Source organism: Streptomyces sp. Je 1-369, from assembly GCF_026810505.1.
Lineage (GTDB): Bacteria > Actinomycetota > Actinomycetes > Streptomycetales > Streptomycetaceae > Streptomyces.
This window is the reverse complement of the sequence record NZ_CP101750.1, coordinates 4,984,014-5,002,426: the sequence shown is the minus strand read 5'-3', so window position 1 is coordinate 5,002,426 and position 18,413 is coordinate 4,984,014. Positions and strand designations below refer to the sequence as shown.

Sequence of the window (18,413 nt, the reverse complement as noted above, 5' to 3'; positions counted from 1 at the left end):
GTCCGGCCACTCACGGTGCCGGGAGGTGGTCGAGCTTGCGGAGGATCACACCCTCGCGCAGCGCCCACGGGCAGATCTCCAGGGTCTCGACGCCGAAGAGGTCCATCACGCCCTCCGCGACGAGCGCCCCGGCGAGCAGCTGTCCGGCCCGCCCCTCGGAGACGCCGGGCAGCTCGGAGCGCTCCTGCGTGGTCATCGCGGCGAGCTGCGGAACCCAGTCCTCCAGGGACTTCCGCTTCAGTTCGCGCTGTACGTAGAGACCGTCGGCGGAGCGTGCGGCGCCCGCGAGGCGGGCGAGCTGCTTGAACGTCTTCGACGTGGCCACGATGTGGTCGGGGGCGCCGAACCTGGCGAACTCGCCGACGGTCCGCGCGATCTGCGCGCGCACGTGGCGGCGGAGCGCCTTCACGTCGGAGGGGTCCGGCGGGTCCGTCTGGAGCCAGGCGGCGGTGAGGCGGCCCGCGCCGAGCGGCAGGCTCGCCGCCGCGTCGGGCACCTCGTCCATGCCGTACGCGATCTCCAGGGAGCCGCCGCCGATGTCGAGGACGAGGAGCTTGCCCGCGGACCAGCCGAACCAGCGCCGGGCGGCCAGGAAGGTCAGCCGGGCCTCCTCCTCGCCGGTGAGGACCTGGAGGTCGACGCCGGTCTCGTCCTTGACTCTGGCGAGTACCGCGTCGGCGTTGCTCGCCTCGCGCACCGCGGAGGTGGCGAAGGGCAGGACTTCCTCCACGCCCTTGTCCTCGGCTGCCACCATCGCCTCGCGGACGACGGTCACCAGGCGGTCGACGCCCTCGGGTCCGATCGCACCGGCGGGGTCGAGGAGTTGAGCCAGGCGCAGGTCGGCCTTGTGGGAGTGCGCGGGCAGCGGGCGCGCGCCGGGGTGGGCGTCGACCACGAGCAGATGCACCGTGTTCGACCCCACGTCGAGGACACCGAGTCTCATGTACGGAACGCTACGCCGGATGGCGCGGTCGGCTGGCCTCGGGCGGTCGGCCGCGCGCATACCCTGGAGACGTGCCAAAGACGAAAAAGGCGAAGACCGACAAATCGAAGTCGGGGAAGCCGTCGACCCAGCAGGCCGCGTCGGAGAAGCCGACGAAGAAGGGGAACCCGGAGAAGCCGGGGAATCCGGGAAAGCCGGAGAAGTCGGAGAATCCGGGAAAGCCGGAGAAGCTGGGGAGGCCGGAGAAGAGGGAGAAGCCGGGAAAGTCCGGGAGGCCTGCGAAGGTGGCGTCGGCGGAGCCGGACGAGAAGGGGCTCGACTTCGCCCGTGCCTGGGTGGAGTTCCCTGATCCCGCGGACGACGAGCAGACCTTCCGCTGCGATCTGACATGGCTGACCTCTCGGTGGAACTGCATCTTCGGCAGTGGCTGCCAGGGCATCCAGCCGGGTCGCGCCGCCGACGGCTGCTGCACGCTGGGTGCCCATTTCTCGGACGATGACGACGAGAAGCGGGTCGCCGGGTACGTCGAGCGGCTCACGCCCGACATCTGGCAGCACCACGACGTGGGCCGGGAGACCGGCTGGGTCTCCACGGACGAGGACGGCGACCGCCAGACCCGTCCGTACAACGGCTCGTGCATCTTCCAGAACCGCCCCGGTTTCGAGGGCGGCGCGGGCTGCTCGCTGCACATCCTGGCGTTGCGGGAGGGCCGCGAGCCGCTGGAGACGAAGCCCGACGTGTGCTGGCAGCTGCCGGTGCGCCGGACGTACGAGTGGATCGACCGGCCCGACGACACGCGCGTGCTGCAGGTGTCGATCGGTGAGTACGACCGGCGGGGCTGGGGTCCCGGCGGCCACGACCTGCACTGGTGGTGCACGTCGGCGACGTCGGCGCACGGCGCGGGCGACCCGGTGTACGTCTCCTACCGGCCCGAGCTGATCGAGCTGATGGGCAAGGAGGGGTACGACCAACTTGTGAAGCTGTGCGAGGAGCGGCTGGCCTCCCAGCTTCCACTGCTCGCACCGCATCCGGCGGATCCGGTGACGCGCTAGGCCTGTTCGGGCAGGCGGGGCTTCCGGCACGGTGCTAGCCCGGACCCGGTCCTCCGCCTCCGTCGCCCTGCGGCGGTGACGTGTCGCCCGAGCCCGGCCCCGGGTCCGACGGGGTGGGCGTCGGGTCCGACGGGGTCGGTGTGGGGTCGGGGTCGGAGGGGCCCGGGTCCGACGGGCCCGGATCCGAGGGTCCGGGGTCGGAGGGGCCGGGGTACGAGGGGCCCGGGTCGGAGGGGCGGGGGTCCGTGGGCCGCGGGCCCGGCCCGGGGTGGCCGGGCGGCCGCCCGTCCCCGTACCCGTCGATGGCGATGATCGCGCCCGACGGTGCGATCGAGACCCGCGCGCGCCAGTGCCCCGCGGGCTCGCGGTTGTGGTCGACGTACACCTGGATCGTGACCGACCGGCCCGGCGCGAGCGTCCCCGATGAGCGGCTCAGATAGAGCCACGACGCGTTCTCGCCCGCCGACCAGTGGACCGGTGCACCACCGGACGCCGTCAGCGTGATGAGCGTCGTGTCGCCGCTGGGCTGTGCTTCTACGGTGAGGCGTCCCGGGCCGGTCGACGAGCCGGACCCGCCGCTGATGACCTCCACGGAGACGTCGGGCGAGTGGCTGCCCTTGGTGAAGCGGGGCTCGGGGCCCTTGCGGGCGTTGCCCGCGTTCTCGTACCCGTCCCCCGTGCGTTCGCCGCCGAGGCCTCCGGCGCCGCCGTCCTCGCTCGCGGTGACCGAACGGCCGTCATGGCCCTCGCCGGTGAGCGGCGCTCCCCGGTACGCGGCCCAGAGGGCGAACACCGGGGCGGCCACCACCGTGGCGACGACGGTCGTCGTGACGGCACGCGCGCGGAGGCGGTCGCGGCGGGCCGCGTGGTCCTTGGGGTCCATCGGGAAGCCCCGCCGGTCGTACCGGGGACCGCCGCCACGCGCGCGTGGGACGTGCGCCATCGCCGTGTGGAGCGCGGGGCGCGGGGCTTCGACGACGGGGAGCGCGGCCGGGCTGACGGCCGTGCCGGGCCAGGCGGTCGCACCGGCGCGCTCGGCGGTGCGGCGGCAGCGCGGGCAGTCGTCGACGTGCCGGACGAGTTCGCGGCGCAGGGCGGTGCCGAGCAGGAGCTGGTTGTCGCCGGTGAGGCGGGCGACGATGGGGCAGCTGCCGGTCTCCACGACGGCGAGGGCGGCGCGGGTGCGCTCCACCTCGCAGGCGGCGGAGGCGAGCAGGCCGCGGGTCTTGGTGAGGTCCATGCCGAGGACGGCGGCGACCTGGGCGGGGGTGAGCTGGTGGCGGACGGCCAGTTCGAGGGCCTCGCGCTGCTCGGGGGTGGTGCCCGCGGCCTCCGGCCAGGCGAGCTGGGCGAGTTCGCGGCGGCGTTGGCGAGCCGTTTCTTCTGTGACTGCGGAGGCGGTGGGGTTGGTGGGGGTGGTGGAGAGCGCGGAGGCCTCTGTGGCTGCGGAGTCCGCCGAGGGCGCTGGGGGCGCTGGGGCTTTCGCGCCGTCAGTGCCGACCGCGCCCTCCGAGGAGGCCGCGGCCACATCCTCCCGCTTCGCCGCGCCGTCCCGCTTCGCCCCACCCTGCGCGTGCCTGCCGCCGCCCTCCCGGCTGCGCTTCGCCTCGGCCAGTCGGCGCAGGCAGACCCAGCGGGCGAGGGCGTAGAGCCAGGTCTTCAGGTCGCTCTCGGCCGCGGGGCCACGGGCGCCACGGCGCTCGGCGTGGTGGAGCACGTCACCCACGGCCGCCGTCGCCGCGTCGTGGTCGCAGAGCACCGACAGGCAGTACGTGAACAGGCCGTCCAGACACGGTTCGTAGCGCGCGGGAGGCATGGTCCGGGGCGTCGGGCGGGGCACCACGCGCTTGCGCGCATCACGGTGCGCCCGGTGTGCGCCGGTTGTGTTCGTGGGAGATTCCGGACTGCTGCTCATCACCCGTGCGAAGTTATGCGGATGATGCAGCTCGCTTCCTCCCCCTTGAGCACATTTAATCCTTACGGGTGAACAGATCCCTCAAAAGGGGACAGGAACCCCCGATTCCGTGGCCCCGGCTCGCACACGTGACGGACGGGGCGCGGACGCGGGGACGTCATCGGCGGACGCGGCCGCGTTGTCAGTGGCCTCGGCTACGGTTTCGACCATGGCTGCCCGTACGAAATCCACCAAGGACCGTCCGTCCTACCGCTGCACGGAGTGCGGCTGGCAGACGGCCAAGTGGCTCGGCCGCTGCCCCGAGTGCCAGGCGTGGGGAACGGTCGAGGAGTACGGCGCGCCCGCGGTCCGCACGACCGCCCCCGGCCGCGTCACCTCCTCCGCCGTCCCGATCGGCGAGGTCGACGGGCGCCAGGCCACCGCGCGCTCCACCGGCGTGCCCGAGCTCGACCGGGTGCTCGGCGGCGGTCTCGTCCCCGGCGCCGTGGTGCTGCTCGCGGGCGAGCCGGGCGTCGGCAAGTCCACGCTGCTCCTGGACGTCGCGGCGAAGGCGGCGAGCGACGCGCACCGCACGCTCTATGTGACGGGTGAGGAGTCGGCGAGCCAGGTGCGGCTGCGCGCCGACCGCATCGGCGCCATCGACGACCACCTGTATCTCGCCGCCGAGACCGATCTCGCCGCCGTCCTCGGCCACTTGGACGCGGTCAAGCCGTCCCTCCTGATCCTCGACTCGGTCCAGACGGTCGCCTCCCCCGAGATCGACGGGGCGCCCGGCGGCATGGCGCAGGTCCGCGAGGTCGCGGGCGCCCTGATCCGCGCCTCCAAGGACCGCGGCATGTCGACGCTCCTGGTCGGACACGTCACCAAGGACGGCGCCATCGCGGGCCCGCGCCTCCTGGAGCACCTCGTCGATGTGGTACTTCAGTTCGAGGGCGACCGGCACGCGCGCCTGCGCCTGGTCCGCGGCGTCAAGAACCGGTACGGGACGACGGACGAGGTCGGCTGCTTCGAACTGCACGACGAGGGCATCACCGGACTCGCCGACCCCAGTGGCCTCTTCCTCACCCGCCGCGCCGAGCCCGTCCCCGGCACCTGTCTGACCGTCACCCTGGAGGGCCGCCGCCCCCTGGTGGCCGAGGTCCAGGCGCTCACCGTCGACTCGCAGATCCCGAGCCCCCGCCGCACCACGTCGGGACTGGAGACCTCCCGCGTCTCGATGATGCTGGCCGTTCTGGAGCAGCGCGGCCGGATCACCGCCCTCGGCAAGCGCGACATCTACAGCGCGACGGTCGGCGGCGTGAAGCTCTCCGAGCCCGCGGCGGACCTCGCCGTCGCCCTCGCCCTCGCCAGCGCCGCGAGTGACACTCCCCTGCCGAAGAACCTCGTCGCGATCGGCGAAGTGGGCCTCGCGGGCGAGGTCAGACGGGTCACCGGCGTCCAGCGCAGACTGGCCGAGGCCCACCGTCTCGGCTTCACCCACGCCCTCGTGCCGTCCGACCCCGGGAGGATCCCCGCCGGTATGAAGGTCATCGAAGTCGCCGACATGGGGGACGCTCTCCGTGTCCTTCCGAGGTCCCGTCGCCGAGAGGCCCCACGGGAGGAGGAAGAGCGCCGGTAGACTTTGCCCTGGTCTCGCCCATCCGTACGAAGCAAGGTGCCGGCGAAGGCCTGGAGAACCTGCGACCGAGGGAGTGCAGTGGCAGCCAACGACCGGGCATCGGTTCCCGGCAAGCCGGGTTCGGGCTCCGGTGCCGATGGGCTGATGCGCGCCTCCCTGAGCGCCGTCGCGCCCGGGATGGCACTGCGGGACGGCCTGGAACGCATCCTCCGCGGCAACACGGGTGGCCTGATCGTCCTCGGCTGGGACAAGACCGTCGAGTCGATGTGTACGGGCGGTTTCATCCTGGACGTCGAGTTCACGGCGACGCGGCTGCGTGAGCTGTGCAAGCTCGACGGCGGCATCGTCCTCGACAAGGACATCACCAAAATCCTGCGCGCGGGCGTGCAGCTCGTGCCGGATCCGACGATTCCCACGGAGGAGACGGGCACACGGCACCGCACGGCGGACCGCGTGAGCAAGCAGGTCGGCTTCCCCGTCGTCTCCGTCTCCCAGTCCATGCGACTGATCGCGCTGTACGTGGACGGCCAGCGGCGCGTCCTGGAGGACTCGGCGGCGATCCTCTCCCGCGCGAACCAGGCGCTCGCCACCCTTGAGCGGTACAAGCTCCGTCTCGACGAGGTCGCGGGCACGCTGTCGGCTCTGGAGATCGAGGACCTGGTGACGGTGCGGGACGTCACCGCCGTCGCGCAGCGCCTCGAAATGGTGCGCCGCATCGCGACGGAGATCGCCGAGTACGTGGTGGAGCTCGGCACGGACGGGCGTCTCCTCGCCCTCCAGCTGGACGAGTTGATCGCGGGCGTCGAGCCCGAGCGCGAGCTGGTCGTGCGGGACTACGTGCCCGAGCCCACGGCCAAGCGGTCCCGCACGGTCGACGAGGCGCTGGCCGAGCTGGACTCCCTCACCCACGCGGAGCTCCTCGAACTCCCCACGGTGGCGCGGGCCCTGGGTTACACGGGCTCCCCCGAGGCGCTGGACTCCGCGGTGTCCCCGCGGGGCTTCCGTCTCCTCGCCAAGGTCCCCCGGCTCCCCGGAGCGATCATCGACCGCCTGGTCGAGCACTTCGGCGGCCTGCAGAAGCTCCTCGCCGCCAGCGTGGACGACCTCCAGACGGTGGACGGCGTCGGCGAGGCCCGGGCGAGGAGCGTCCGCGAGGGCCTGTCGCGCCTGGCGGAATCGTCGATCCTGGAGCGGTACGTCTAGCCTGCGGCGAACTGCGGCGAACTGCGGCGATCTGCGACGACCTGGGCCACTCCTACGCCGAAGGTGGCTAGTCCTTTTCGAGGACGAAGGAGGCCTGGGCCGTGCCCAGGCCCGGGGCATGCGCCTCGACCAGGTACGTTCCCGGGGCCGCCGACCCCGCCGAAGGCGTCGCGCACTGGGGCTCGCTGGCCCGCCGGTCCCACTGCACGGAATGCGTGATCCGACCGTCCGCGGGGACCCGCAGCAACAGGCTCCCGCTGCCCTCGGGGCAGTCCGCCGAGGACCAGAACTCGTCGTCGCCATCGGCCTGAGTGATCGTCAGCACCGTGCCCTTGCCGCCGAGATCGACCTTGCAGGCCTTGCCGCCGCTGTTCTCGGCGATCAGCTCGAACTTCGGCTTCTCGTCGACCGCGTACCGGTTCTCGATGCTGCGCACCTTCAACTTGACGTCGCCACTGGTGCAGTTGGGGAGCCGCGTACCGGCCGGAAGCCGGTCGCCCGAACCTCCGCCACCCTTCGCGTCGTCGCCGGAGCCACCGCCCCCCGAGCCCTCCGCACCGTCGGAGCCGCCCGAACCGCCCGACCCCGATCCACCGGAGCCACCGGAGCCGCCGGAACCGCCCGAGCCGGAACCGGAGCCTTCGCTCGACTCGTCCCGCCCGCCCGGGTGTTCGCTGATCGCGGGACCGGACCCGGTGGGCCCCGGAGTGATGGACGTGGCGGGGCCGTTGCCGCCCGGCCCGTCCGCGTTGTTGCCGCCGCCTCCGCCACCGGAGGTGACGATCCAGACGACGAGGAGCACCAGGAGGCCGAGTACGGACAGCAGAACGGCCCTCCGACGCCAGTAGATGGTGGAGGGAAGCGGCCCGACCGGATTGCGCAGAGATCCCACGCCCAAACCTTACGAGAGATCCGGTGCTTCTCCCGCCCCACCCGCCGCCTTGGGCGACAAAGTTTCCGGATCATCATCCCGGGACGCCTCTTACACCCCTGTCCATCGTCAGGTGTGTGACCGGACGATCGCCAGATGTGACGATTCGGCCGTACTACGTACCGTCCGTAATCATGGACACCATGACCGACGATCTCTACCGCGATATCACCGAGTTCGCCCACGACACGCCCTCGTGGTTCCAGCATCTCGCCGAGGTGTGGACGGAGCTCGGACTGCTGCTGTTCGGGGTGCTGTTCATCGTCGCCTGGTGGCGGGCCAGGCGCGGGGACCCCCGCGCTCTGGCGGTCGCGGTGCTCGCTCCTCTCGCCACGGCGGTGGCGTACGTGTGCAGTGAGCTGGCCAAGTCCGCGATCGACGAGGAGCGCCCGTGCCGGGCGGTGTCCGGCGCGCTGAGGCCGCTCGTCGAGTGCCCGCCGCACGGTGACTGGTCCTTCCCCAGCAACCACTCGACCATCGCGGGCGCCGCCGCCATCGGTCTCGCGCTCGCCTGGCCGCGCATCGCGGCCCTGACCGTGCCGATGGCCGTGCTCATGGCGTTCTCGCGGGTCTTCGTCGGCGTCCACTACCCGCACGACGTGGCGGTGGGGCTGGTCTTCGGCGCGTTGATCGTGTTCCTGCTCGTACGGATCGCGACGCGTCCGGTGGCGCGGATCACGCTGGCGATGCGGGGGTCGTCCACGGGGATCGTGAAGTGGTTCGCGGGTCCGGGTCCCGGCCGCGGCCGGGGCCGCGTCCACATCCCCGCGCCCTCGCCCGCCCCGGCTCCGGCTCCGGCGCCGACCCGCCAGCCGCCGGTCTACGACCCCGCCGCGTACGACCCGCCGACCATGACGATCCGCCGGGACGACACGCAGCAGCCCCGCTGATCTCTTCCGATCACCCCGTCCCGGAGCCCCGGCGTCCCGGAACCCCGTCGTCCCGGAGTCAGTCCGTCTCCGGGACGAGTTCCGCCTCGTACGCGACGATCGCCGCCTGCACGCGGTTCCTGACCCCGAGCCGGTCGAGGACCGCGCTCACGTACGCCTTCACCGTGCCCTCGACGAGATGCAGGCGCGCGGCGATCTCCGGATTGGACAGGCCCGCGCCGACCAGGCCCAGCACCTCGCGTTCGCGCGGCGTGAGGGCCTGGATGCGGGCGCGGGCCGTGGCGCCGCGGCCCATGCGCCGGGCGCCGAAGCCGTCGATGACGTGCCGGGCGACCTTGGGCGAGAGGAAGGCGGCGCCGCCTGCCACCGCCCGTACGCCCGCGATGAGTTCGTGCGGGTCGCCCGATTTCAGCAGGAAGCCGGTGGCTCCGCCGGCGAGCGCCCGTGCGATGTACGCGTCCTCGGAGAACGTCGTCAGCATCGCCACGGCGGTGCCGGGCGCCGTCCGTACGATCTCCTCCCCCGCGGTCAGGCCGTCCACGAGCGGCATGCGGATGTCGAGCAGCGCGACGTCGGGCCGGTGGGCCTGCGCCAGCGCCACGGCCTCGCGCCCGTCGCCGGCCTCCGCGACGACCTCGATGTCCTGTCCCGCGGCGAGGATGGCCCGTACGCCTGCCCGGATCATGGCCTCGTCGTCGGCGAGGAGGACGCGGATGGCGCGGGCGGCACCCTCCTGGTCCGGTCGTACCTCGTCGTTCATCGCACCCTCTCCCTGTTCTGTTGGTCCTGTGCCGTCGGGATGACCGCCTTGTCCACGAGACGGCCCTCCGATCCTCCGTCGCCTCCACCGCCTCTGCCGCCTCCACCGCCTACGCCCTCGAAGCAGAGCCTGAAGTGCGCGACGGAAGTGAAGAGTTCGCCGCTCGACCGGTAGTACGCGCAGTCGGCGCCCCGCGGCGGCGGGGTCGGGGCGCGTTCGAGGGGCGGGTCGGCGACGGTCCGGTCGGGGAGCACGCGCTCGACGTCGGCGCGGGGCTGGCCGATGCGCAGGCGTGCGTAGTCGGCGGGGGCGAGGACGGAGTGCGTGCGGGTGTACGCGTACCAGGCGAAGGTGCCCCCGACGAGCAGCGCTCCCGTGACGACGGCGGCGCCGAAGGCCAGGGCGGTGCGGCGGCGGGCGTCGGTGAGGCGGGGCGCGGCGGGCCGTGGGGTGACGCCTCGGTCGGGGAGGCGGGCGGTGACCCGGAAGCCGTCGCCGTGCGGTCCCGCTTCGAGCGTGCCGTCGAGGTCCGTGACGCGGGCGTGCAGGGCGCGCAGTCCGGAGCGGCCGCCTGACGGGGAGCCGGGTGCGCAACCCGGCGCGGCCGGGCGGCCGTTCATGACGGTCACCGTCGTCACGGACCCGTCCCGCGCGGATCCGTCCCGCGTTGACCCGTCCCGCGTTGGAGACCCGTCCCGCGTGACCGTGACGGTGACGTGCGCGCCCGGCGCGTGCTTGGCGGCGTTGGTCAGGGCCTCCTGGACGACCCGGTGGACGGTCCCCTCGGTCAACTCGCGGCGCCCCGTGTCACCCTGCGCCCGCGCCCGCGCCCGCACCCGCGCCTGGGGGCCGTCCCCCTCGTCGACGTACGTGATGCGCAGGCCCGACTCCGTGGCGCGCGCGACGAGTGCCGCGACGCTCTCACCCGCCGGGGCCAGCGGTGCCTGTTCGTCTCCTTCCTCGCGGAGCAGGCCGATGATCGTGTGCAGCCGGTCGGTGGCCTGCGAGGCGGCCACGCGGAGGTCGGCGGCGGCCTCGCGGTGGGGGTCCGGCAGGTCGGGGGCGACCTGGAGGGCCCCTGCGCGTACGGCGATCAGGCTCAGCTCATGGCCCAGGGAGTCGTGCATGTCCTGGGCGATGCGGGCCCGTTCGCGCAGCCGGGCGCGGTCGGCGACGATGCGCTGCTCGCGCTCCAGCTGGTCGGCGCGGGCCCAGCCGGCGGCGGCCAGTTCGCGGCCCTGACGCCAGTAGCGGCCGGCGAGCCAGGGGAAGACCGCGCCGAAGACGAGCGTCGCCATGAGGACGGCCCACTCGACGGTCGGGTCGACGTCGCGCACGGCGACCTTGACCGTGCCGACGGCGGCGATGCCGCCGAAGCCGAGCAGCGCGGTCCTCGCGCGGTCGGCGCGGCGGCCCAGGAGCAGCGCGAGGACGGCGAACGCGGGGCCGTAGGCGAGGGTGAAGAGGGAGGGGGCGGTGGCGAGGCCGAGGGTGGCGGCGAGGAGGAAGGCGGGGAGGGGGTGGGCCCGGCGGACGGTGACGGCGGCGGCGAGGACGGCGAGTCCGGCGAGCTGCTGCGTGGCGGAACGGGGTTCGTTGAGCCCCAGCCGGTCCACACTCACGACGGGCGCGGTGAGCGCTGCCCACAGCAGCACGCCTTTGGTACGTCCGCGGACGCCTCTCCCGGCGCCTCTCCCGGCGCCTTTCCCGGCGCCTTCCCGGCGGCGCCCTTCCCGGCACCCTTCCCGGCGCCCATCCCCGCTCCTTGATCCACCCCGCCGACGCTACTGGCCGCCCGCGTGTCCCCGCCCCTGCCGATCGTCAGGTCTCGACGCCGAGCGCGGCGCCACCGTGGCTGGTCGCGCAGTTCCCCGCGCCCCTGACCCACCCTGCACCCACGCCCCCTCACAGGCCGGCCCGGACCGCCGCCGCGCACCCGGCCCCTGACCCACCCTGCACCCAGGCCCACGCCCCCGTAGACGTTGGCCCGGGCGCCCCGTCGGGTGGGCGGCTCGGTGAAACCTGTGGCGCTAGCCGCGCGGTTGGCTCGTGTGTCGGCGGGCCCGTGGCAGGATCGGATGTGCCATGACTGCGCCCACGAAGCCCCTGCCGAACAGCCCCGTCCCCGGGGACGCCCCCGAGCCCGCAGGCGAGTTCCTGCACCGTCCCGTAATCGCGTGGTTCGACACGCATGCCCGTGATCTGCCGTGGCGTCGTGAGGACGCCGGGCCGTGGGGCGTGATGGTCAGCGAGTTCATGCTCCAGCAGACGCCCGTCAGCCGCGTCCTGCCCGTGTACGAGCAGTGGCTGGCCCGCTGGCCCCGCCCCGCCGACCTCGCCAAGGAGGCGCCCGGTGAGGCGGTCCGCGCCTGGGGGCGGCTCGGGTATCCGCGTCGCGCCCTGCGGCTGCACGGCGCCGCCGTCGCCATAACGGAGCGGCACGGTGGCGACGTACCGCGGCAGCACGCCCAGTTGCTCGCGCTGCCCGGCATCGGCGAGTACACGGCGGCCGCCGTGGCCTCGTTCGCGTACGGGCAGCGGCACGCCGTGCTCGACACCAACGTGCGCCGGGTCTTCGCGCGGGCCGTGACCGGCGTGCAGTACCCGCCGAACGCGACGACCGCCGCGGAGCGCAAGCTCGCCCGCGCCCTCCTCCCCGAGGAGGAGGAGACCGCGTCCCGCTGGGCGGCCGCCTCCATGGAGCTGGGCGCCCTGGTCTGCACGGCGAAGAACGAGAACTGCGCGCAGTGCCCGATCGCCGCGCAGTGTGCCTGGCGTACGGCGGGGAAGCCCCCGCACGAGGGTCCCGCCCGCCGCGGTCAGACGTACGCGGGAACGGACCGGCAGGTCCGGGGCAAGCTGCTCGCCGTGCTGCGCGAGGCCGTCGCGCCCGTACCGCAGACCGTGCTCGACCGGGTGTGGGACGAGCCGGTGCAACGGGCCCGCGCGCTGGACGGTCTGGTCGCGGACGGCCTGGTGGAGCCGCTGCCGGACGGTTTGTACCGGCTACCCCTGACCTGACCGAACCTGGCCGGACCTGACCGGGCCTGACCGCTTACCTGCTGGTTTCCCCGGCCTGTCCGCCTTCGACCCGATGGCCGGGACGCCTGGGGCCCTGGTAAACGCAGGAGTTTACTCGGGCCCTACTTCTGTTACACAACCTACGTACAGCCGTGCGTCCGCCGCTGGCTGCTCCGCACAACCTCGTGACAACCCCTCCGTAGCTTCTTACCTGTACCGCACAGCAGGGACGGCGGTCGGCAATGGGGACGGAACGGAGGCGGTTTGATATGGCGCACGGCGAGGTGCTCGAGTTCGAAGAGTACGTCCGCACTCGGCAGGATGCCCTGCTGCGCAGTGCCCGGCGCCTGGTCCCGGACCCCGTGGACGCCCAGGATCTGCTCCAGACCGCCCTGGTCCGGACGTACGGCCGCTGGGACGGCATAGCCGACAAGCGGCTCGCGGACGCCTACCTGCGCCGCGTCATGATCAACACCCGTACGGAGTGGTGGCGCGCCCGCAAGCTCGAAGAGGTGCCCACCGAGCAGCTGCCCGACGCGAGCGTGGAAGACTCCACCGAGCAGCACGCGGACCGCGCGCTGCTGATGGACATCATGAAGGTGCTCGCACCCAAGCAGCGCAGCGTGGTCGTGCTGCGACACTGGGAGCAGATGTCCACAGAGGAGACGGCCGCCGCCCTCGGCATGTCGGCCGGAACGGTCAAGAGCACGCTGCACCGGGCGCTCGCCAGGCTCCGTCAGGAGCTGGAGAGCCGCGACCTGGACGCGCGCGCGCTCGAACGTGAGGAGCGGGAGAGTTGCGCGGCCTAGGCCCTCGGGTCAGACACAGCGTGCAGGCGGTGAGCGCGGCGATGGCCGGGTTCGCCGCCCTCGGCCTTTTGCTCTCCGCCTGTTCGACGGGCGGATCCGGTGCGCGCGACGAGGGCCCTGCCCACAGCGAGCCCGGGGTGTCCTCCGCGCCGTCCCCCTCGCCCTCGGTGTCCGTGCCGGCGAAGAAGATCGACGCGGTGCGGCTGGTCAAGGAGGACCCCAAGGTCAGCCCTTCGATCAAGCGGGATCTGAAGCCGTGCGTGGGGAAGGCGTACCCGGTCGACGTGTCGTACGGGAACCTGACCGGGGGATCCGCCTCAGATGTTGTGGTGAATGTGCTGACCTGCGGTGATGCCGTGGGGATCGGCAGTTACGTCTATCGCGCCCAGGGCGATAAGTACGAGAATGTCTTCCAGGCCGAGGAGCCCGCCTCCGTCTACGCCGAGATCGACCGGGGCGCTTTGGTCGTGACGAAGCAGTTGTACGAGTCGGGCGACTCGGTGGCCTATCCCTCCGGCGAGGAAGTGATCACGTACCGCTGGTCCGCGAACCGTTTCACGGAGTCGGGGCGTACGCGCAACGACTTCGGAAACGCGGTGGGCGACGGGCCGACCGAGCCGTCCGTCGACTGACGCCCCCACCCGACCCACGTGGTGCACCCCATGGACCCGATGCACCCCGACGCCCCTGACGCCCCTGACGCCCCTGACGCCCCGTAAAGGACTGAGAGCACCCGATGGCAGAGCAGACCCACGTCCTGTTCGTCGAGGACGACGACGTCATCCGTGAGGCCACCCAGCTCGCCCTGGAGCGCGACGGCTTCGCCGTGACCGCCATGCCGGACGGTCTCGCGGGCCTTGAGGCGTTCCGCGCCGACCAGCCGGACATCGCGCTGCTCGACGTGATGGTGCCCGGCATGGACGGCGTCTCGCTGTGCCGCCGCATCCGCGAGGAGTCGACCGTCCCGGTGATCATGCTGTCGGCCCGTGCCGACTCCATCGACGTCGTGCTCGGCCTTGAGGCGGGCGCCGACGACTACGTGACCAAGCCGTTCGACGGCGCCGTCCTGGTCGCCCGCATCCGCGCCGTCCTGCGCCGCTTCGGGCACGCCAGCGGTCCCGGTTCGGCGGGCGGCGGCCACGACGAGGGCGATGCGGCGGACGGCGGGGTGCTGACCTTCGGCGACCTGGAGATCGACACGGTCGGCATGGAGGTGCACCGGGGCGGGGCGCCGGTCGCGCTGACACCGACCGAGATGCGTCTGCTGCTGGAGTTCTCGTCCGCGCCGGGCACGGTGCTCTCCCGCGACAAGCTCCTGGAGCGGGTGTGGGACTACGGCTGGGGCGGTGACACCCGCGTCGTCGACGTCCACGTGCAGCGGCTGCGCACGAAGGTGGGCCAGGACCGCATCGAGACGGTCCGCGGCTTCGGTTACAAGCTCAAGGCGTGAGCGGGACTCGTGCCGCACCCAGCAACGATCAGGGAACTCAGGGGACAGCGCATATGAACGGGGGGCGCAGGGCGGTCGGCCGTATCCGCGAGGTGTTCCGGTCCGGCGGGTCCTTCCGGCCGAACGGGGACTCCCGATCCGGCGGGGACTCCCGGTCCGGCGGGGACTCTCGGCCCGGCGGGGACTCCCGGTCCGGCAGGGACTCTCGGCCCGGCGGGGACTCTCGGCCCGGCGGGGACTCCCGGTCCGGCGGGGACTCCCGGCCCGGCGGGTCCTACCAGTCCGGCGGGGACTCCCGGCCCGGCGGATCCTCCCGGCCGGACTGGGACTCCCGGCCCGGCGGCAGCTTCCGGCCCGGCGGGGACTCCCGGTCCGGCGGATCCTTCCGGCCCGGTGGGGACTCCCGGTCCGGCGGATCCTTCCGGCCCGGTGGGGACTCCCGGTCCGGCGGATCCTTCCGGCCCGGTGGGGACTCCCGATCCGGCGGATCCTTCCGGCCCGGTGGGGACTCCCGATCCGGCGGATCCTTCCGGCCCGGCGGGGACTCCCGATCCGGCGGGGACTCCCGATCCGGCCGCGGCTTCCTGCCCGGCGGCGGCTTCCGGCCTGGCGGCGGCCTCCGGCCCGGCGGGCCACCGCGTGGCCGCCGCGTACAGCTGCGCACCGGCGTGCGCTGGAAGATCGCCGCCGCGATCGCCCTGGTCGGCGCGCTCGTCGCGATCGCTCTGAGCCTTGTCGTGCACAACGCCGCACGCGTCTCGATGCTCGACAACGCGCGCGACGTGCAGGACGAGCGCATCCAGTTCGCGCTGCGCCTCTACTCCTCCGCCTCCCAGCGCCAGACGCTGCAGTTCGGCACGAAGGTCGACGACCCCGAGCTGCCGCAGGAGCTGCGGCAGAAGGTCCTCACCGGCCGCCGCGCCACCTACGTCGAGCAGAAGCCCGACGGCGTGCCCGACATCTGGGCCGCCGTGCCGCTCGCGGACGGCCACGTCCTGTCGCTGCACTCCCGTTTCACCGACCGCAGCGCCACCGTGATGAAGGACCTCGACCAGGCCCTCGTCATCGGTTCGATCGCGGTCGTCTTCGGCGGCTGCGCCCTCGGCGTCCTCATCGGCGGGCAGCTGTCGCGGCGCCTGCGCAAGGCGGCGACGGCGGCGAGCGAGGTCGCGCAGGGCCAGACGGACGTGAGCGTCCGCGACGCGATCGGCGGTGTCGTGAAGGACGAGACAGACGACGTGGCGAGCGCCGTGGACGCCATGGCCGACGCCCTCAAGCAGCGCCTGGAGGCCGAGCGGCGGGTGACCGCGGACATCGCGCACGAGCTGCGTACGCCGGTGACCGGACTCCTTACGGCCGCCGAGCTGCTGCCGCCGGGCCGGCCGACCGAGCTGGTCAGGGACCGCGCGCAGGCGATGCGCACGCTGGTCGAGGACGTACTCGAAGTGGCGCGTCTCGACTCCGCCGCCGAGCGCGCGGAGCTGCAGGACATCACGCTCGGCGAGTTCGTGGCGCGGCGCATGGCCGTCCTGAGCACGGACGTGACGGTGACGGTGGTGCACGAGTCGGAGGTCACCACCGACCCGCGCCGCCTGGAGCGCATCCTCGGCAACCTCGTCGCCAACGCGACCAAGCACGGCAAGCCGCCCATCGAGGTCAGCGTCGAGGGCCGCGTGGTGCGGGTGCGCGACCACGGCCCCGGCTTTCCCGAGGCGCTCCTGGACGAGGGCCCGAGCCGGTTCCGCACGGGCAGCGCCGACCGCGCGGGCCACGGGCACGGTCTCGGTCTGACGATCGCGGCGGGCCAGGCGCGGGTGCTCGGCGCGCGGCTCACCTTCCGCAACGTACGCCCGGCGGGCGCGGCTCCCGAGGTGCCGTCCGAGGGCGCGGTCGCGGTGCTGTGGCTGCCGGAGCACGCGCCCACGAACACGGGCAGCTATCCGGTCCTGAAGCTGCCGGACAACCTGTAGGCCCTGACCTGATACGGACGACGGCCCCCGACGCGCGATGCGTCGGGGGCCGTCGTCCGTCGGGGCGGGGGTGGGATCAGACCGGCTCCGCGACCGTCGTCTGTCCGGCCGCCCGCGCGGAGTCCCCGTCCGCGTTCCCGGCAGGCTTGTCCGCGTTCCCGGCAGGCTTGTCCGCGTCTCCGGCGGCCTTGTCCGCGGGGCCCGAGCCGCGCAGCGGGACCTCCTTCACGAAGAACGCCGCGATCAGGGCGACGACGCTGATGCCCGCGCCGAGCAGGAAGGCGGAGTGCGTACCGGCGGACACCGCGTGCTGGTAGGCGTCCCTGATGGCCGCGGGCAGCAGCTTCAGATGGTCGGCGTCCAGCTGCGCGGTCGTCTCCGTGACCTTGCCGCCCGATGCCCCCGCGCGCTCCGCCATCACGTCGTGGACGCGGTTGTTGAAGAGCGCGCCCATGATCGCGACGCCGAACGAGGAGCCGAGCGTACGGAAGAGCGTGGCCGAGGACGAGGCGACGCCCATGTCCTTCATCTCGACGCTGTTCTGCGCGACCAGCATCGTGATCTGCATCAGGAAGCCCATGCCGGCGCCGAGCACCGCCATGTACAGGCCGGAGGTGAGGCGGGAGGTGCCGGTGTCCATCTGGGCAAGCAGGTAGAAGCCGGTGACCATCAGGATGGTGCCCGCGATCGGGAAGAGCCGGTACTTGCCGGTCGAGGTGGTGACGCGGCCCGCGACCATCGAGACCGCCATCATCGAGAGCAGCATCGGCAGGAGAAGCAGACCGGAGTTGGTCGCGGACGCGCCCTGCACCGACTGCTGGAAGAGCGGCAGGAACAGCATCGCGCCGAACATCACGAAGCCGGTGATGAAGCCGATCACGGCCATCAGCGAGAAGTTGAGGTTGCGGAAGATGTGTAGCGGCAGAATCGGTTCGGCGGCCTTCTTCTGTACGAAGAGGAAGCCGACGAGCGAGGCGACGCCGATGCCGATGAGCTCCATGATCACGGCCGAGCCCCAGGCGTACTCGGAACCGCCCCACGTGGTGACGAGCACGAGCGCGCTGATGCCCACGGTGAGCAGGGCCGCGCCGAGGTAGTCGATGCGTCCCTGCGCCTTCTTCTTGGGCAGGTGCAGGACGGAGGTCACCATGGCGAGGGCGACGGCGCCCAGCGGCAGGTTGATGTAGAAGGCCCAGCGCCAGCCGAAGTGGTCGGTGATGGAGCCACCGACCAGCGGTCCGCCGATCATCGCGACCGCCATGACGCCGGTCATCATGCCCATGTACTTGCCGCGCTCCCGCGGCGGCACCAGATCACCGATGATCGCCATGACGCCGACCATCAGGCCGCCCGCGCCGAGTCCCTGGATGGCCCGGAAGCCGATGAGCTGGCCCATGCTCTGCGCCATGCCGCTCAGCGCGGAGCCGACGAGGAAGATGACGATGGCGGTGAGGAAGGAGCCCTTCCGGCCGTACATGTCGCCGAGCTTGCCCCAGATGGGGGTGGAGGCGGCGGTCGCGAGCGTGTAGGCGGTCACGACCCACGCCAGGTGTTCCATGCCGCCGAGGTCGCCGACGATCGTCGGCATCGCGGGGCCCACGATCATGTTGTCGAGCATCGCGAGCAGCATCGTGATCATCAGGGCCATCAGCACGACGCGCACGCTGCGCGGCTGCGGCTCCGCCTTCCGCAGGACCGCCTCGGTCGGTTTCTCCGGCATGTTTCCCCACTCCCCGTACGATGCCGGGCTCCCCGATACTTACTTGCCGCCCGGCTAGTTGATTACACTGGGGAAGGTAGACCCGTAACTAGCCGGTCGTCAAGTAAGTTTTATCGAAGTTCAGTGGAGCC

Annotated in this window: 15 protein-coding genes; 9 read left to right on the top strand and 6 right to left on the bottom strand. The window is 72.6% G+C overall.

Features of this window, described 5'->3' with window-relative positions; all coding sequences use genetic code 11:
• Nucleotides 1–10: 10 nt before the first annotated feature.
• On the bottom strand, nt 11–943 hold the full coding sequence (locus tag NOO62_RS22780; RefSeq protein ID WP_268772744.1) for a Ppx/GppA phosphatase family protein: 933 nt from the start codon (nt 941–943) through the stop codon (nt 11–13).
• A gap of 71 nt (nt 944–1,014) precedes the next feature.
• Here NOO62_RS22780 and NOO62_RS22775 point away from each other — a divergent pair, with 71 nt between their 5' ends.
• Nucleotides 1,015–1,995 (top strand): hypothetical protein, encoded by a 981-nt coding sequence (locus tag NOO62_RS22775; RefSeq protein ID WP_414930868.1) that lies wholly within the window; start codon nt 1,015–1,017, stop codon nt 1,993–1,995.
• Between the two features lie 34 nt (nt 1,996–2,029).
• Here NOO62_RS22775 and NOO62_RS22770 read toward each other — a convergent pair whose 3' ends face one another.
• Nucleotides 2,030–3,910, bottom strand: a complete 1,881-nt coding sequence (locus tag NOO62_RS22770; RefSeq protein ID WP_268772743.1) for a BACON domain-containing protein — start codon at nt 3,908–3,910, stop codon at nt 2,030–2,032.
• A gap of 208 nt (nt 3,911–4,118) precedes the next feature.
• Here NOO62_RS22770 and radA point away from each other — a divergent pair, with 208 nt between their 5' ends.
• Nucleotides 4,119–5,528, top strand: coding sequence for a DNA repair protein RadA (radA, locus tag NOO62_RS22765; protein WP_268772742.1), 1,410 nt, complete (start codon nt 4,119–4,121; stop codon nt 5,526–5,528).
• 78 nt (nt 5,529–5,606) lie between these two features.
• Entirely contained in the window at nt 5,607–6,731 is a 1,125-nt protein-coding gene (disA, locus tag NOO62_RS22760) for a DNA integrity scanning diadenylate cyclase DisA (RefSeq protein ID WP_150170668.1), read from the top strand.
• A 67-nt stretch (nt 6,732–6,798) separates the two neighbouring features.
• Here disA and NOO62_RS22755 read toward each other — a convergent pair whose 3' ends face one another.
• On the bottom strand, nt 6,799–7,623 hold the full coding sequence (locus NOO62_RS22755; protein ID WP_268772741.1) for a hypothetical protein: 825 nt from the start codon (nt 7,621–7,623) through the stop codon (nt 6,799–6,801).
• A gap of 173 nt (nt 7,624–7,796) precedes the next feature.
• On the opposite strand from NOO62_RS22755, the gene NOO62_RS22750 reads away from it, so the two are divergent.
• Complete coding sequence (locus tag NOO62_RS22750) at nt 7,797–8,552, top strand: phosphatase PAP2 family protein (protein WP_268772740.1); 756 nt, start codon at nt 7,797–7,799, stop codon at nt 8,550–8,552.
• A gap of 58 nt (nt 8,553–8,610) precedes the next feature.
• Here NOO62_RS22750 and NOO62_RS22745 read toward each other — a convergent pair whose 3' ends face one another.
• Both NOO62_RS22745 and NOO62_RS22740 read right to left on the bottom strand, forming a co-directional pair.
• The gene (locus NOO62_RS22745) at nt 8,611–9,312 is read right to left on the bottom strand and encodes a response regulator transcription factor (protein ID WP_268772739.1); all 702 of its coding nucleotides are present in this window, start codon (nt 9,310–9,312) and stop codon (nt 8,611–8,613) included.
• Nucleotides 9,309–10,967, bottom strand: a complete 1,659-nt coding sequence (locus tag NOO62_RS22740) for a sensor histidine kinase (RefSeq protein ID WP_268772738.1) — start codon at nt 10,965–10,967, stop codon at nt 9,309–9,311. Before NOO62_RS22740 ends, NOO62_RS22745 begins: the two co-directional genes overlap by 4 nt.
• 430 nt (nt 10,968–11,397) lie before the next feature.
• On the opposite strand from NOO62_RS22740, the gene NOO62_RS22735 reads away from it, so the two are divergent.
• The 5 genes from NOO62_RS22735 to cseC all read left to right on the top strand — a co-directional run bounded on the left by NOO62_RS22735 (nt 11,398) and on the right by cseC (nt 16,562).
• A complete protein-coding gene (locus NOO62_RS22735) occupies nt 11,398–12,333 on the top strand; it encodes an A/G-specific adenine glycosylase (protein WP_268772737.1) in 936 nt (311 codons plus the stop codon).
• A gap of 269 nt (nt 12,334–12,602) precedes the next feature.
• On the top strand, nt 12,603–13,142 hold the full coding sequence (locus tag NOO62_RS22730) for a SigE family RNA polymerase sigma factor (RefSeq protein ID WP_055567865.1): 540 nt from the start codon (nt 12,603–12,605) through the stop codon (nt 13,140–13,142).
• Between the two features lie 41 nt (nt 13,143–13,183).
• Complete coding sequence (locus NOO62_RS22725) at nt 13,184–13,774, top strand: hypothetical protein (protein WP_268775728.1); 591 nt, start codon at nt 13,184–13,186, stop codon at nt 13,772–13,774.
• A 104-nt stretch (nt 13,775–13,878) separates the two neighbouring features.
• Nucleotides 13,879–14,592 (top strand): two-component system response regulator CseB, encoded by a 714-nt coding sequence (gene cseB / locus NOO62_RS22720; RefSeq protein ID WP_268772736.1) that lies wholly within the window; start codon nt 13,879–13,881, stop codon nt 14,590–14,592.
• A gap of 584 nt (nt 14,593–15,176) precedes the next feature.
• Nucleotides 15,177–16,562 carry a two-component system sensor histidine kinase CseC gene (cseC, locus tag NOO62_RS22715; protein ID WP_414931004.1) on the top strand — a complete coding sequence of 462 codons (1,386 nt, stop codon included), beginning with the start codon at nt 15,177–15,179 and terminating at the stop codon, nt 16,560–16,562.
• A 76-nt stretch (nt 16,563–16,638) separates the two neighbouring features.
• On the opposite strand, the gene NOO62_RS22710 is transcribed toward cseC, so the two are convergent.
• The gene (locus tag NOO62_RS22710) at nt 16,639–18,282 is read right to left on the bottom strand and encodes an MDR family MFS transporter (protein ID WP_268772735.1); all 1,644 of its coding nucleotides are present in this window, start codon (nt 18,280–18,282) and stop codon (nt 16,639–16,641) included.
• Between the last annotated feature and the right edge of the window lie 131 nt (nt 18,283–18,413).